This is a genomic window from Chitinibacter sp. GC72 (genome assembly GCF_009760905.1).
Lineage (GTDB): Bacteria > Pseudomonadota > Gammaproteobacteria > Burkholderiales > Chitinibacteraceae > Chitinibacter.
Genome location: NZ_VIRW01000028.1, coordinates 1 through 14,440, shown reverse-complemented (window position 1 = coordinate 14,440; position 14,440 = coordinate 1). Strand labels below are relative to the sequence as shown.

At 53.4% G+C, this 14,440-nt stretch carries 13 protein-coding genes; 6 read left to right on the top strand and 7 right to left on the bottom strand.

The features are described 5' to 3' along the window. A complete protein-coding gene (gene pseC / locus FLS37_RS15550) occupies nt 1–1,152 on the bottom strand; it encodes a UDP-4-amino-4,6-dideoxy-N-acetyl-beta-L-altrosamine transaminase (protein ID WP_198314675.1) in 1,152 nt (383 codons plus the stop codon). Next, complete coding sequence (gene pseB, locus FLS37_RS15545; RefSeq protein ID WP_157670891.1) at nt 1,149–2,144, bottom strand: UDP-N-acetylglucosamine 4,6-dehydratase (inverting); 996 nt, start codon at nt 2,142–2,144, stop codon at nt 1,149–1,151. Before pseB ends, pseC begins: the two co-directional genes overlap by 4 nt. A gap of 343 nt (nt 2,145–2,487) precedes the next feature. Between pseB and FLS37_RS15540 the strand changes: the two genes are divergently transcribed. Together FLS37_RS15540 and FLS37_RS15535 are read left to right on the top strand one after the other, a co-directional pair. Beyond that, complete coding sequence (locus FLS37_RS15540; RefSeq protein ID WP_157670890.1) at nt 2,488–3,936, top strand: YdiU family protein; 1,449 nt, start codon at nt 2,488–2,490, stop codon at nt 3,934–3,936. Nucleotides 3,937–4,454: 518 nt separating this feature from the next. Next, on the top strand, nt 4,455–5,342 hold the full coding sequence (locus FLS37_RS15535) for an AraC family transcriptional regulator (protein WP_157670889.1): 888 nt from the start codon (nt 4,455–4,457) through the stop codon (nt 5,340–5,342). Between the two features lie 47 nt (nt 5,343–5,389). Here FLS37_RS15535 and FLS37_RS15530 read toward each other — a convergent pair whose 3' ends face one another. From FLS37_RS15530 to FLS37_RS15520, 3 genes are all read right to left on the bottom strand, one after another. Beyond that, nucleotides 5,390–6,136, bottom strand: coding sequence for a glycine zipper 2TM domain-containing protein (locus FLS37_RS15530; RefSeq protein WP_157670888.1), 747 nt, complete (start codon nt 6,134–6,136; stop codon nt 5,390–5,392). A 202-nt stretch (nt 6,137–6,338) separates the two neighbouring features. Further along, the gene (locus FLS37_RS15525; protein WP_157670887.1) at nt 6,339–6,932 is read right to left on the bottom strand and encodes a metal-dependent hydrolase; all 594 of its coding nucleotides are present in this window, start codon (nt 6,930–6,932) and stop codon (nt 6,339–6,341) included. 151 nt (nt 6,933–7,083) lie between these two features. Continuing rightward, nucleotides 7,084–8,055 (bottom strand): TerB family tellurite resistance protein, encoded by a 972-nt coding sequence (locus tag FLS37_RS15520; RefSeq protein WP_157670886.1) that lies wholly within the window; start codon nt 8,053–8,055, stop codon nt 7,084–7,086. A 164-nt stretch (nt 8,056–8,219) separates the two neighbouring features. Here FLS37_RS15520 and FLS37_RS15515 point away from each other — a divergent pair, with 164 nt between their 5' ends. Beyond that, nucleotides 8,220–8,621, top strand: coding sequence for a DUF4259 domain-containing protein (locus FLS37_RS15515; RefSeq protein ID WP_157670885.1), 402 nt, complete (start codon nt 8,220–8,222; stop codon nt 8,619–8,621). A 62-nt stretch (nt 8,622–8,683) separates the two neighbouring features. Here the strand turns inward: FLS37_RS15515 and FLS37_RS15510 are convergent, their stop codons facing one another. Then, nucleotides 8,684–10,975, bottom strand: a complete 2,292-nt coding sequence (locus FLS37_RS15510; RefSeq protein ID WP_157670884.1) for a Tex family protein — start codon at nt 10,973–10,975, stop codon at nt 8,684–8,686. A 101-nt stretch (nt 10,976–11,076) separates the two neighbouring features. Here FLS37_RS15510 and FLS37_RS15505 point away from each other — a divergent pair, with 101 nt between their 5' ends. From FLS37_RS15505 to fliD, 3 genes are all read left to right on the top strand, one after another. Then, nucleotides 11,077–11,847, top strand: a complete 771-nt coding sequence (locus FLS37_RS15505; RefSeq protein ID WP_157670883.1) for a ParA family protein — start codon at nt 11,077–11,079, stop codon at nt 11,845–11,847. 106 nt (nt 11,848–11,953) lie between these two features. Beyond that, the gene (locus FLS37_RS15500; protein ID WP_157670882.1) at nt 11,954–13,171 is read left to right on the top strand and encodes a hypothetical protein; all 1,218 of its coding nucleotides are present in this window, start codon (nt 11,954–11,956) and stop codon (nt 13,169–13,171) included. A gap of 116 nt (nt 13,172–13,287) precedes the next feature. Next, the gene (gene fliD, locus FLS37_RS15495) at nt 13,288–14,175 is read left to right on the top strand and encodes a flagellar filament capping protein FliD (protein WP_157670881.1); all 888 of its coding nucleotides are present in this window, start codon (nt 13,288–13,290) and stop codon (nt 14,173–14,175) included. On the opposite strand, the gene FLS37_RS15490 is transcribed toward fliD, so the two are convergent. After that, nucleotides 14,176–14,440 (bottom strand): transposase (locus tag FLS37_RS15490; protein WP_157670880.1); only part of this gene is annotated, 265 nt, incomplete at its 5' end.

Here is a 14,440-nt window from a genome sequence, read left to right as displayed (position 1 = left end):
TTAAATCATAGATTTTAATAATTCAATTATTCGATCTTGCTGTGCATCAGTTATAGCCGGATACAAAGGCAATGTAATTGCTTGCTGATAGTAAGCTTCACTTTCTAGACAGCAACCTGAAGCAAAGCCCAAAGTCTGATAGTACGGCTGCAAATACACAGGAATATAGTGCACATTCACGCCAATGTTTTCGCTGCGTAAGAAATCGAAAATGGCTTTGCGCTTCGTTGCTGCAACACGAATAACAAAAAGGTGCCACGCTGACTCATTATCGGCATCTGCACGCGGTAATTGAATTGGCAACTCAGCTAAAGCGGTTCGATAACGTGCAACCAGCGCGCGCCGCCGTGCAATGAAATCCGAGAGCCGCTGCAACTGCGAACAACCTAGCGCGGCTTGAATATCGGTCATACGGTAATTAAAACCCAATTCAAGCTGCTGATAATACCAAGCGCCATCGCCCGCATGGGTCATTTGCTGCGGATCACGACTAATCCCGTGGCTGCGTAAGCGCAACAATCGTTTGTACAGCCCCTCATCATTGGTAGTGACCACTCCACCCTCGCCAGTTGTCACAATTTTTACTGGATGAAAGCTAAATACGGTTGCACGACTGTATTGGCAGGCGCCAACAGGCGTTCCTTGATATGACGCTCCAATTGCATGTGCCGCGTCTTCCAGCACCACAAAACCATATTGTTTTGCCAACTGATCTAAGGCTTGCATTGCACAACTACGTCCGGAAAAATGCACCGGAATAAGAAGCTTTGGTAGGCAGCCATTCTGAGCCGCCTGCGCTAATTTCTCACTCAGCATATTGACGTCAATATTACCAGTATCTGCTTCAATATCAATGAAATCAACATCTGCACCACAATACCTAGCACAGTTAGCACTCGCGACAAAGGTATTTGGGCTAGTCCAAACCCGATCTCCCACGGCAACATCCAGCGCAAGGCAAGCCAAATGCAAACCTGCCGTAGCGCTCGACAAAGCCACGGCATAACGCGCGCCGGTGATTTGGCAAATGGCATTTTCAAAACGCTCAATCGCAGGGCCTTGCGTCAAAAAATCGGACTGCAACACTTCCAATACTGCAGCAATGTCAGCAGCATTAATGTCTTGACGGCCATAAGGAATCACCGTTTTCATTTAACTTGACTGTCCAAGGCCTGCAATTGCGCAATTGATAGAAAATCATTATTGGTATCTGAGGTGTATTTAAATCCAGCAACAGCGGGCCAACCCGTCTCCCCTTTGCCATTTTTCAAATAATTGCCCTGGGAATTAAATTGTATCGATGGTGTAATTACATAATGGTCTGCAAACTCAATTGTATGAAGACTATCGTCACGTGAAATCATCATTTCGTGCAATTTTTCACCTGGCCGAATTCCAATGATATGCCGATTAAGCTGTGGAGCCATTGCAGTGACTAAATCGACAATGCGCACAGATGGAATTTTTGGAACAAACAGTTCGCCACCGTGCATGCGTGAAAACCCCTGCATAACAAAATCAACACCTTGATCTAGGGTAATCCAAAATCGAGTCATTAACTCATCAGTTATTGGCAAAGATGTTGCGCCTTCTGCGATTAGCTTACGAAAGAACGGCACTACCGAACCACGCGAGCCAACGACATTACCATAACGCACCACTGCTAATCGTGTTGGGTGACTGCCTGTCATATTATTGGCAGCAACGAAAAGCTTATCAGAGAGTAATTTAGTTGCACCATATAGATTGACGGGGCTAGATGCTTTGTCGGTCGACAAAGCAATTACTTTTTGCACGCCATTTTCAATTGCCGCATTAATGACATTTTCAGCGCCATTCACATTGGTGCGAATGCATTCGGTGGGATTGTATTCCGCTGCGGGCACTTGCTTCAGTGCGGCGGCATGCACGACGAAATCAATTCCCCGCATGGCCTGTTTTAAACGATCTGCATCACGAACATCACCGAGAAAATATCGCATGCACGACGCATTGAATTCCTGCTGCATTTCAAACTGTTTCAACTCATCCCGGGAAAACACCACCACTCTAGCGGGCTGATATTTTGCCAGTAAAGTACGGATGAATTGTTTGCCAAATGAGCCAGTTCCACCCGTAATTAATAGTGATTTGCCATTAAACATGCGTGTTTTCCATCTGTGCGGGTTGATCAGGGCAAGGGCATTATCTTATGCAAATGAGCAGACTGAGGCTAGCCACAATGAGCGAATGTTTCAACAAGACCGCAGTTTTAGTTTACGTGTGCTGCGGCATCTGTTCTGCTTGGCTCATACTATCAAACTGCGGAAATCATCAGTTCGCTATACATCATCAATGTATAGCCACCCAATCCTTATGAATATTAGTTTCTACAAATATACCCCAAGTCGTTCAATCCGACTACGCGAGCACCTTCAGTCGCTACTGACAATTTGATCGATGTCGGTTTAAAATATCCGACTAATTTACTCAACTTTAAAGATTGCCATGGCTTTTACACTTGCCCAGTTGCCGCTGTCCCCGCGCTTTAGCCTGCTGCATTCACGCTTCTGGATTGAGACTTTGCCAACGCCAATGCCTGCGCCGCACAATGTGGTGCTCAATCACACTCTGGCCAAGGAGCTGGGGCTCGTGCTGGGGGAGGATGATGCAGATTTTTTGCTGGGCAATCGCTTGCCGCCAGGTAGCCAGCCTTTGGCCAGCGTGTATTCCGGCCATCAGTTTGGCGTGAATGTACCCCAGCTGGGTGATGGCCGTGCCCTGCTGATCGCCGAGTTTTGTGCCCCCGATGGCGCACACTGGGAAATGCAGCTCAAAGGTGCTGGCCCGACGCCCTTTTCACGTCGTGGCGATGGTCGGGCAGTATTGCGCTCCAGCACTAGGGAATACCTGGCCTCCGAGGCATTACACCACCTGGGTATCCCCACTACCCGTGCATTGGCGATGGCTGGCTCGCCACAAGCTGTCTGGCGCGAAACCCGCGAGACGGCGGCGGTAGTAACACGGCTGGCGCCCACTTTTGTCCGTTTTGGACATTTTGAATATTTCTTTTATCAGGGTGAGCCTGAACGGGTAAGCGAGCTGGCCGATTGGGTGATTGCACACCATTACCCGCAATGCCGGGATGCCAGCAAGCCCTATCTGGCTATGCTGGAGCAAGTGATCAGCCGCACGGCCACGCTGATTGCCCACTGGCAGGCGGTGGGGTTTTGTCATGGCGTGATGAATAGCGACAATATGTCGATTCTGGGGCTAACCCTTGACTACGGCCCTTATGGTTTTCTGGATGGCTTTGATGCGGGGCATATTTGCAATCATTCGGACGAAACGGGGCGCTATGCCTACAATCAGCAACCGCAAATCGGCCTGTGGAATCTGCATTGTCTGGCGCAAGCCCTGCTGCCTCTAATTCCACGTGACGATTTGCTGGCCGCATTGGGTGAATATCAAACCCAGTTTGAAGCAGCCTTTGCCGAGCAGCTCCGGCGCAAACTGGGATTTGTCACCTGGCAGGAAGACGACTGGACGCTAATCACCGATCTGTTTGAGCTGATGCAGGCCACACACACGGACTGGACGCTATTCTGGCGCAGCTTGAGCCATTGGCCATTGCAGCAGAACATCGCCGAATTGCGTGATCTGTTTTTGGCGCGCGGCGAATTCGATCAATGGCTGACACGCTACCAAAGCAGACTGAACGATGGCATTACGCCCGAACAGCGCAGCCAGGCCATGCTCGCCGCCAACCCCAAGTACATTTTGCGCAACTATCTGGCCGAAAACGCCATTGCACTGGCCCAGCAAGGCGACTTTAGCGAGATCGAGCGCCTGCATCGCTGCCTGATGCAGCCCTTCGCCGAGCAGCCCGAGTTTGCCGCCTACGCCACCATGCCACCGGACTGGGCTAGAGAAATCACACTCAGCTGCTCTTCGTGAAGCGCAAGGATTAACTGCATGGGTATACTGCTACATCCATTGATAGCAATGATTTTCATCAACATACCCCCAATAAAAAAACGCTCATTTCCGAGCGTTTTTTTATTAGTTCATGCAGAAAATGGATAGGGCTATAGCTGGTTGCTACGGCTGACCCCTTGGAAAAACAGGCGATACAGCAGCGGGAATAAGACCACCGCCAGCAGCAAAACAATCAGGCTTGTTTCATCACTTATTGTGCACACTCCCCCGGATCGGCGCGATTTCAGACAGGATGCAGCTGCTGGGACAGATACTGCTAATCGGTCCCCGACACCCCGGGGTTGCAATAAAATTTCATCTTTGGTCCGATTTCGCAGCGTTTAGGCGACATCAGGATTGAAACTGTGAAGCAGCTTGCAGCCCCATTCTAATCGCCGGTTTTTCTCATTAGAATGTTCGCGTTTAGCTTGAAACTTGTTCGATTCTGCGCTTGAATGCGCCCCAGCTGCGGGCGCTAGATCCCCACAGGAAACACCATGCCGACCATCTATTACGAGCGTTTTGAACTTGCCACGGTCAGCGAGTCTGATGCATCACGACACGTTGGGGCGCATGTTTTTCATCAGGCGTCGTGCCCGGCCATGCGTGAATACGGCTTGTATATGTGCGGGGTAGGCAAGCCGGATGGGCCATGTGAAATCGAGAGGATTGACCCGCCTTTCCATGTGCTGATCGTGCTGCTGGGCGGCACGGCCGAAATATTCGAGGGCCATCAGCGCTGGAGCATCGGCGCAGGCGAGTTTGCCGTACTGCCTGCGCGCGGGCGGCGCGGCTATAGACGGATTGGCGAGGCGGCCATGCCGCATGTGTGGTTCTTGCTCAACGATGAGCCACGCTGGCAATACCTGAATCGCCCGAACTGCTGGGTAGACCAGACCCCGCATGGGGCAAGACTGCACGACGCGGTGTCGCTGTTTCAGCGCGAAGCGCAGCTGGGCAACGCTGGCGCACACGATACGCTGGTCTTGCAATCACTGGATCTTGTGAGCCGGCAGCTCGAGCGCTTGCTTGATCTGGCGCAAGAGCGCCCCCAGCAGGAGCAGGCACTGGTGCAATTACTCGACAGCATTCGCCGCGATCCGGCGGGCAACTGGTCGGTCAGCACGCTGTGCCAGCACGTGGGGCTGGGCGCGACGCAATTGCATCGGCTATGCCAGCGCCGCTATGGCCGTGCGCCCGCGCAGCTGGTGTTCGACATTCGCATGCAGCTGGCTCGCGACTGGCTGGCGCAGGGCCAGCGCGTTGCCCATGTCGCCACCGCGCTGGGTTATCAGGAAATTGCCAGCTTTTCGCGCCGCTTTAGCCACCATTTTGGCTGCCCACCGAGCAAAATTGCCAAGCCGGGCGTTGCCAAACTGGCCTGACTGATCAAACAGACCCATGCGGCTTGCCGCTGGCAAGCCAACGTCAACTAGCGTTTGACCAACTGCTTATTATCCAGCCGGACTTTATCGCCTTCCTTGAAACCGTGATTGGGATTATCGAAAGCAATTTTCTGCTCGCTGCCATCGTTTAATTTCACGGTCACTTCGTAAAATTTCTTCTCGTTCATTTTGCCCTCGACCTTATTACCGGCATAGGCACCACCCAGTGCACCAGCAATAATCGCCGCGGTACACCCACTGCCCTTCCCAACCATGCTGCCCAGCCCGGCGCCAACGGCTGCCCCGCTGATTGCACCTATCCATGAGCCTTCACCCGGCTGATCCACCACCGCAACACGGCTAACCACGCCGCATCCTTGACAAGAAGCCACGGTGGCCGGTTTGCTGAGCGCGATTTTCAGCGCTGCTTTTTTCTGCTTGCTGGCCTCGGTTTTGCAGGTGGGCTGCGTGGCCTTGCTCAGCTCCTTGCACACCGACTGCATCAGTTGATAATCAGCTTCGATCTGCTTTTTCTGGCTTTTCAAGTCACCCTGATAGGATGGCAGCGGCGCTTTGGGGTCACGCTGATCCCATACCATTCGATAAGCCCCTTGCCGCTGCTGCTGCGCCTCTTTTTTGCAATCGGCCTGCTCGCCCTTGTCAAACTCAAGGCAAACCGTCAAATCGCTTTTATAGGTCGCTTCGATTTCGGCACGCGCCGTTTTCAGATCAGCCGCCTGACTGGCTGTGGCAAGCAGCAGACAGGCAAAAAATAGATTAACCGTACGCATCATAATCTCCTTACAGAGTTGGATTATGCTTACCCCAACATAGACGCCAATCTGTTCCGGCACAGCCAGCAGCTGATCAACGTGAGCACCTGTTAAATGCAATGGAAGCTCCCGATTTGCTAGCATGGGTATATGCATTCATCGATTGCTCGCCCGCAGACCGCTACCGCTTGTAAGCAGCAGATAATCGCCCTTGAAAGCTGATTCAAGCTGCGGCCAGCCGCTCCACCCAGTACACCAGCCAGACCTTGCCGGACGCCCATAATTGCCAGAGCTGCGCTTCGAGTAGCTGCTGCACAGGCTGCAGCCAAGCCTGAGCCGGCCTGCCCAGCGCCACCCATAGGAAATAGCCGATGCCCACCCAGCAGCAGCGATAGATCAGCTGCTCCATCGGCCCGTCGGCTTTGAACAGTTTGAACGAGAATTTCTGCCGCATCGGCCACAGCAGCGGCACGCCGGAAGGCGTGAGCATATCGCCAATAATGTGCGACAAATACCCCACCACCAGTGGCAAGACCGGCCAATTGTGATTCTGATGATCGGCCAGCAACAGATAGACCATCACCACCACCATCAGAATCGAATGGGTAAAGCCGCGATGGCCGAACACCGCCGCCAGCGGGATGGAAATATACGGCACGATGCGGCCAAAAGTGGATTTGGGATGATCCAGATCGGGCAGCAGCCCCGCAGCGCCAGCAATGGCGACTTCGTGTAGCTGCGGCATACGCTGCAAAATGCCAACACTGCACGCCACCATCATCAACGAGGCAAATGCAATGTGCGTGCGGGCCATCATGGGGGCTTACCTAACGAGCCGCAAACCAATGGGTATTGGCGCACAGCCCTTGAAAATATTGGGGGCGCAGAAGATACCAGAAAACCGCGCCCCTGTTCAGAATATGTGCGCCCCAAGTAGCGCCACAATTAAAGCGGGGATAAAACAGCGGCTAGACGCCTTTTTTCACCAACTGCATCACCGTGCCGTAATCCAGCGAGCGGGCCTGCTGCTGGATTTGTGGCAGGTATTGCGCCTGCAGATCTTTAGCCGGACCTAGCAACTGGCTGAAGGTGTCTTTGAGCACCGCCGTTTCCATCTTGCGCCCACCGGCATAGTAGCGCCGCGCCAGTTGCCCCAGCGCATAGGTCGTCGCAAAAGAAAACGCGATCCCCGTCGCTGCGCCACCCACCTTGCCCGCCGTTTTGCCCACATACTTACCCAGCAGGCCACCAAGCAATTTGCGGCCAAACTGCTCGACATATTGCGAAGTCAGCCCCACGCCCGCCGCCGCCAGAAACTCGCGAATATGCCCCTGATCCAGCTCGACGCCATAGGCCTTACCCACGCTGTGCACCAGCTTGAGCTGCAAAGGCACAATCGCCATCGTGGCCCACGACTGCGGCAGCAATTCCAGCGCACCGCACACAATGGCAAAACGCAGCACCGACGCATCAAGCGCACGATCGGCCTCCAGCGGCAAAGCCAGCAAGGCCGGCGCCGGCGTTGCGCCACCGACGGGGATCGCGGGAGCCGCTGGCGCAGCAGGTGTATCGTAAGCAAACCAGGCATTGGCCTCGGCCTCGATACTCGCCGTCTCGCCGCCCAATTGCAAAGCCGCTTTCAGCTCGGCCAGAAAAGCCGTTTCAGCCGCAGTCTGGCGGCCATCGGCATCGACTACACACACGGCCATCTCGAACGCCAGCTGCCGCTGCGACGCATCGCCCAGCGCCGCCACCGCATCGGCCAGCCCATAGCGTTTGAGCAGCACATCCTGATACAAGCGCGCCAAATCAACACCACCGCCGCCCAGGGACGCCGCAATCTGCTTGATCGCATCACGCTCGCGGCTATCTTTGTCGCCATCGCAAAAAGCGGCAAGCAAAGTAATGGCCAGAATGGCCTGCTGTTCGGTCTGAGTCATGGCATCGATTTCCGGAAAAAGATTTTAGGACTCAGCACTATTGCAGAGGTTCCACGCTGATCACCAGCGATAACAAGACGCTTAAATCTTACAAAATTGACAGCATGAATGATGGTGGGTAGATTTCATTAGGTAAAAACCGCAATTTGATTAGGAGAACGACAATGGGTACATGGTCACATGAGCCATTTGGCAATGACGATGCCAACGATTGGGCTTACGATCTGGAAGGATCAAGCGATCTTTCCATCGTCGAGCAAGCACTGGATGATGCTCTGGAGGCAGAAGATTATCTGGAGGCACCCGAAGGCGCGAATGCAGTGGCGGCAGTGGAAGTGCTGGCAAAACTGCTCGGAAAAGGCACCCAGTCGGATGCATATACCGAGAAAATTGACGAATGGATTAAAACCGTCAACGAGCAACCCAGCACCGCCTTGCTGGACAAGGCAAAGCGTGTACTTGAGCGCGTCAGTGCAGAGGATTCCGAACTTTTCGAATTGTGGGCTGAAGCTGGAAACAGGGAATGGGCAGCATCCATTAATACTCTCAAAGCCGCGATCAGCTGACAGCTCTTTCTGCCCGGATCATATCGCCACACATCGAGCGCCAGTATATTGATTGCCATGTTTCAACGCTTGATTCTGGCCAAAGCGTCAGCCATGGCCGAGTTCATTGGTGCGGCCTGCTTGGCCGGATTGATACGTTCAGGCTGGCGGGTGGCTTTGACTTCTGGACGGTCTGCCGCTGGCGGCGTGTCGACGAGTCGCATCGTTAGCGCAATGCGTTTGCGCGGTACGTTGACCTCCAGCACCTTCACCTTCACCACCTGCCCCGCTTTCACCACCGCATGCGGATCTTTCACAAAGCTATTGGCCAGCATCGAGATATGCACGAGGCCATCCTGATGCACGCCAATATCGACAAAAGCACCAAAGTTGGTGACATTGCTCACCACGCCTTCGAGCATCATCCCCACTTGCAGGTCGCTGATTTTCTCAATCCCCGCCGCAAAGGTGGCGGTTTTGAACTCGGGGCGCGGGTCGCGGCCGGGTTTTTCCAGCTCAGCCAGAATGTCTTTGACGGTGGGCAGGCCAAACTGCGCATCGGTCAGGCTTTCGGGCGTTACCGCTTGCAGCGCGGCGCGATCCCCCATCGTGCTGCGCAGATCTTTACCCAGTTTGGCGAGCAGCTTTTCCACCAGCGGATAGGCTTCGGGGTGCACCGCCGAGGCATCCAGCGGATTATCGCCCTGCATAATGCGCAAAAAGCCCGCTGCCTGCTCAAAGGCTTTTGGCCCCAGCCGTGGCACTTTGAGCAGCGCTTTGCGGTTTTTGAAAGCACCATACTCATCACGGTATGCCACTACATTGCTTGCGAGTACTGGGCTTAAGCCAGATACCCTCGCCAAAAGCGCCGCCGAGGCGGTGTTTACATCGACCCCCACGGCATTCACGCAGTCTTCCACCACCGCATCGAGCATCCGTGCTAGCTCAGTCTGATTCACATCATGCTGATATTGACCTACGCCAATCGCTTTCGGGTCGATTTTGACCAGCTCAGCCAATGGGTCTTGCAAGCGGCGAGCAATCGACACCGCGCCACGCAGAGAGACATCGAGCTGCGGAAACTCTTTGGCGGCCAATTCAGAAGCCGAATACACCGAAGCGCCCGCTTCGGAAACAACAACTTTCGTTGGTTTCTTTCCATCAATTTGCGCGATCAGCTCAGTTGCTAATTGCTCGGTTTCACGGCTGGCCGTGCCATTGCCAATCGCGATCAGCTCGACGCCATGTGTGTCACATAGTTTTTTCAACGTGAATAGTGATTTATCCCAATCGCGGCGCGGCTCGTGCGGGTAAATGGTATCGGTGGCCAGTAGTTTGCCAGTGGCATCGACCACCGCTACTTTTACGCCGGTGCGCAGACCCGGGTCCAGCCCCAGCGTGCAGCGCGGGCCCGCTGGTGCGGCCAGTAGCAGGTCTTTTAGATTGCGTGAAAAGACTTTAATCGCTTCTAGCTCGGCGCGCTCACGCGCGGCGGTGAGCAGCTCGTTTTCCAGCGAGACGCCCAGCTTGGTGCGCCACGCGGCGCGCACCACCTCGCCCAGCCACAGCTCGGCGCAATGGGCGCTAATGCCCACATGCCTTGCGATGCGCTGCTCGGCGCTGCTCCAGATTTTGCTGCGCGCGCCATTTTCGATTTCTTCCTGCAATTGAATGCCGATGCTGAGGTTTTTTTCATTCGCGCCGCGCAAGACCGCCAACACACGGTGCGAGGGCATGGCGGCCCATTTCTCGGCAAAATTAAAATAGTCGGCAAATTTCGCCCCCACCTGCTCCTGCCCTTTCACCACTTTGCTGGTGACCAAACCGCTACTTTGCAAATGACTGCGCAGCTGGCCGATCAGCGTGGCGTCTTCACCCCAGCCCTCTAACAAAATGGCTTTGGCACCTTCGAGTACGGCTTTTACGTCGCTAAAACCTTCGCAGATAAATTTGGCTGCGAGTGTGTCCGGGTCTTGCTGCGGATTTTTTAGCAATTGCTCGGCCAATGTGGTCAGCCCGGCCTCGCGGGCAATTTGCGCTTTGGTGCGGCGCTTTTGTTTATATGGCAGATACAGATCTTCCAGCGTTTGCTTGTTATCAGCTGCATCGAGTTGGGAGCGCAAAGCGGCGCTCATTTGCCCTTGCTCTGTGATCGTGGCGATGATGCTGGCGCGGCGCTCGTCCAGCTCGCGCAGATAGCGCAATCGCTCGGCCAGTAAACGTAGCTGTCCATCATCCAGACCGCCGGTCACCTCTTTGCGATAGCGGGCGATAAATGGCACGGTGGCGCCTTCATCGAGCAAAGCCACAGCGGCGGCCACTTGCGCCGCTTTGCAATTGAGTTCCTGTGCCAGACGTTGGGTGAGATTGGACATACAATATGCTCAGATTCGGAAGGTTTGGCATTGTACCCATGCCGCCTGGCTTTCGTCATGGCATAATCAGCGTCCGCGCGGGAAACAATAACGGGACTCAGATGACGGTAATTGCAGTGTTTAATCAGAAAGGTGGCGTGGGCAAAACCACGGTCACTGCCAATCTGGCCGCCACTTTGGTACAAAACGGCATTGCGCCTTTGGTGATCGATCTGGATCCCCAAGCCCATCTGACCGCCACTTGGGGGCTCAACCCCAAATCCAATCAAACGATGTACCGCTTTTATCAAGGTACGTCACCGCTGACCGATCTGATTCAGACCTCAGGGCCCGGCATTCATTTCATCCCTTCGCATCTGGAATTAGCCCGCGTCGACTCGCAGCTGGGCAAACATCGCGATCATTTGTGGCGCCTCAAACTGGCGCTCGAGGCCGAAATGCTGGCCGGTAGCGGCACGCCAATAATTATTGATTGCAGCCCGATGCTGGGGATATTGTCGTTTTCGGCCTTGCTGGCTGCGGATTTGATCCTGATACCCGTAGCGGCTGAATACTTGGCACTCAATGGCGCATGCATGCTGGAGCGCACGCTATTCGGGCTAGAAAAATTCGATCGCCGCCGCGAGCGTCGTTATTTGGTCAATCGGTTTAAAGAAGGCCATGAAACGCACGAAAAAGTACGCGCCCAATTGCAAAAGCACTTTCCGCGTGAATTGCTCAATACCATCATCCACGAAAATGACGACATTATGGCCGCCGTTGGCGACAATCTGGATGTATTTAGCTACGCACCCGATAGCTTGGCGGGTACCGACTTTAGCTTTTTGCTCGATGAATTGATCGAAAAAGGCCTGATCGGAATCGAAACGTGATATTTAAGCGACAATTCTATTTTGTCAGCACCCGACAATTTATATCACAAATTTGTTTGCGCTAAAATTATCTCCGAAGTAATCAAACACACAATGGAGAGAACAAATGAAACTGGACTATTTGGCCATCGCCAGCACCCTTGTTGTCAGCAGCGCACTCAGCCAGGCAGGTGTATTTGATATCACGACCACGATGAATGGTCAGATTAGCAGCGATAGTTACACCTCGGCAGAAGATGCAATCCACACGCTGGAAACTAGCAATTTGAAAAGCATCTATCAAAATTACACCGGCACTGAAGCGGTAAATGCGCAAATCAATTTCCGCGGCATTCCCATGACCCTAGCCTACCCGAGTGCCAATCAAACCCGGCTTACATTGAATATCCCCAGCATTGGCGTTAATCAAACATTTACAGGTGTAACGCGTGACCAAAGTGAAGATATGCTGGTCGAATATCTGAAAAATAATCCCGACTTACTCAATGTATTTATCAAAGAAAGTGCCAAAGTTTCCCCGGTAGACCCGCTTGCCGGTAATCCGAACAGCCTGATGAGTCGCTCGGTGGCTAATGATGCGGCCTTGATGTGGCACGGCGCGCAGGGAGTGGGCTCGACAGATGATAAAAATCATTTTGGCGTCGGAATCAGCTACAACCGTTTTGTGAGCGAGCAGACAGGCAATGCCAAGGAGATGAAAAGCGATGGCTTCACCCTGCCATTGACCTATACCCGGCAATTTAACGAGCCCAACCATGAGCTCATCGTCAATATTCCTCTGGGCTACACAACAGTAGAAGGGGCAAAAGCGGTTGATGCCAGCGTTGGTCTGGTCTACCGACACCCTATCCGCAGTAACTGGGTATTATCGGCAGCCACCGCAGTCAGGGCCGCAGGCTCCAAAGATCTGGCAGGTGCTGGCTGGATGTTGTCCGGCTCACTCGCATCCAGCTATGAATTTGGTTCAGACAACTGGAGCCTGACTCTAGCGAATATGGTCGGCTACTACAAAGTAATGAAAATGAAACTGGACGAGACCGAGTTTAACCCCGGCATTCGCAATATTGCCTATCGCAATGGCCTGCTCTTTGCCATGGACAGCGGCTGGTCGATTGGCGATCAGCCATTGAGCTGGGAAGCCTTTATCATTGACACCCGCTATACCGGCACCAAGCTATTTAGCAACTATCAGGATGAAATCGGCGTCACCTTTGGCACCAAGCGCAGCATTCTGGCCAAAGATGCCGATTTGCGTGTGGGCTTTAGCTACTTGTTTGGCGAGAATGTGAATGCCTTCAAAGCCAATTTTGGTGCATGGTTCTAGCCGAGCGCAGATATTGTCTGCAGACAAAAAAAGCCATCCCACGATGGCTTTTTTCATGGCCGCCCGCTTGGCGCTATTCTTGCTTTCAATACAGCCAAAGGAACAAGGAGTGCATCATGAGCATCAATGCCAAGGACTTGAACCAGCTAATCCAGCAAATCGGGCAATTTAAAACCCGTACACTGAGCGAGCTGAATAGCCAACCCGCAACTTTTGACATTAGCAGTCTTGCAGCAGGGTATATCTCTGAACAGCAGTCCATTCATAATCTGCAAGTCAATACAAGCCAGGGTATATCAGGCTTATCGCCGCTGGGGCGCAATCTGGCGCTGAGCAATCCTGAAAGTGCCTACCGCATGATGAGCCATATCAATCAGCTGGGCGTGATTTACCCCGCGCAGTCGGCGCGCCTGAGCGATATGCAAACGGGCGTGGGTGAGCTGGCACTGACGGCAAAATCGCTCAGTAAAATCGACGCGACGGCAGACTTTGCCAGCGTGAAAGCGCAATTACAAAATCTGGCCGATCAATACAATCAATGGCGGCGCAATTTTGACACCGACCTGCAAGACCCCGAGCTATTGGTAGGCACGCAAGCGGCGCAAGTGGCGCGGTATGAATTGGCCCAAAGCATCGCCAGCCCGTTTCACGGCGCGCAGCAAGGTATTCAGGGCATGGCAGTGCTGGGGCTAACGATTGATCCCGCCACCAATATGGCGCAACTCGATACGCAAAAATTAAGTACCGTCTGGTCACAGCAACCCACCGCCGCAGCCGCAGCGGTCAGCGACTTTGCCAGCCATTTTGCCCAAAGCGCCACGCTGCTGACTGAGCAGAATAACTTCTTCGCCAAGCAGCAAGCCAATCTGGCCAAGGTGATTAACTATATGGACAGCAACAAGACCAAATTGCAGCAGGAATTTGGGCTGGGCGATCCGCCACAAGTATCAGCCAAGATCGCGCGAGCGTATGCGGATTATCAGCGGCGACATGGCATTAAGTAATCACGCATAACTAATTTTAAATTTAGAACCGAAGCCGGATAAAAGGGTGTGGACTTCTTCGACCAATTTATCCTTGCTCCACGACTTGAAGCTACGCCAAAAATGCTTGGCGTGTTTCCACACGATCTCGATCAAATTGAGCTCAGGGCTATACGCTGGCAAGTACATCACCACAAAACGATGATCCACCAACCAACGATTGACCACCTCTTCATCAAAATGGTGATGCACTGTCGCGTTATCCATCACCAACACCGTTAACCGC

What these genes read in the sequence shown, in the direction of transcription:
- pseC (WP_198314675.1), bottom strand. Translation starts at nt 1,152, where the DNA reads ATGAAAACGGTGATTCCTTATGGCCGTCAAGACATTAATGCTGCTGAC.
- pseB (WP_157670891.1), bottom strand. Translation starts at nt 2,144, where the DNA reads ATGTTTAATGGCAAATCACTATTAATTACGGGTGGAACTGGCTCATTT.
- FLS37_RS15540 (WP_157670890.1), top strand. Translation starts at nt 2,488, where the DNA reads ATGGCTTTTACACTTGCCCAGTTGCCGCTGTCCCCGCGCTTTAGCCTG.
- FLS37_RS15535 (WP_157670889.1), top strand. Translation starts at nt 4,455, where the DNA reads ATGCCGACCATCTATTACGAGCGTTTTGAACTTGCCACGGTCAGCGAG.
- FLS37_RS15530 (WP_157670888.1), bottom strand. Translation starts at nt 6,136, where the DNA reads ATGATGCGTACGGTTAATCTATTTTTTGCCTGTCTGCTGCTTGCCACA.
- FLS37_RS15525 (WP_157670887.1), bottom strand. Translation starts at nt 6,932, where the DNA reads ATGATGGCCCGCACGCACATTGCATTTGCCTCGTTGATGATGGTGGCG.
- FLS37_RS15520 (WP_157670886.1), bottom strand. Translation starts at nt 8,055, where the DNA reads ATGACTCAGACCGAACAGCAGGCCATTCTGGCCATTACTTTGCTTGCC.
- FLS37_RS15515 (WP_157670885.1), top strand. Translation starts at nt 8,220, where the DNA reads ATGGGTACATGGTCACATGAGCCATTTGGCAATGACGATGCCAACGAT.
- FLS37_RS15510 (WP_157670884.1), bottom strand. Translation starts at nt 10,975, where the DNA reads ATGTCCAATCTCACCCAACGTCTGGCACAGGAACTCAATTGCAAAGCG.
- FLS37_RS15505 (WP_157670883.1), top strand. Translation starts at nt 11,077, where the DNA reads ATGACGGTAATTGCAGTGTTTAATCAGAAAGGTGGCGTGGGCAAAACC.
- FLS37_RS15500 (WP_157670882.1), top strand. Translation starts at nt 11,954, where the DNA reads ATGAAACTGGACTATTTGGCCATCGCCAGCACCCTTGTTGTCAGCAGC.
- fliD (WP_157670881.1), top strand. Translation starts at nt 13,288, where the DNA reads ATGAGCATCAATGCCAAGGACTTGAACCAGCTAATCCAGCAAATCGGG.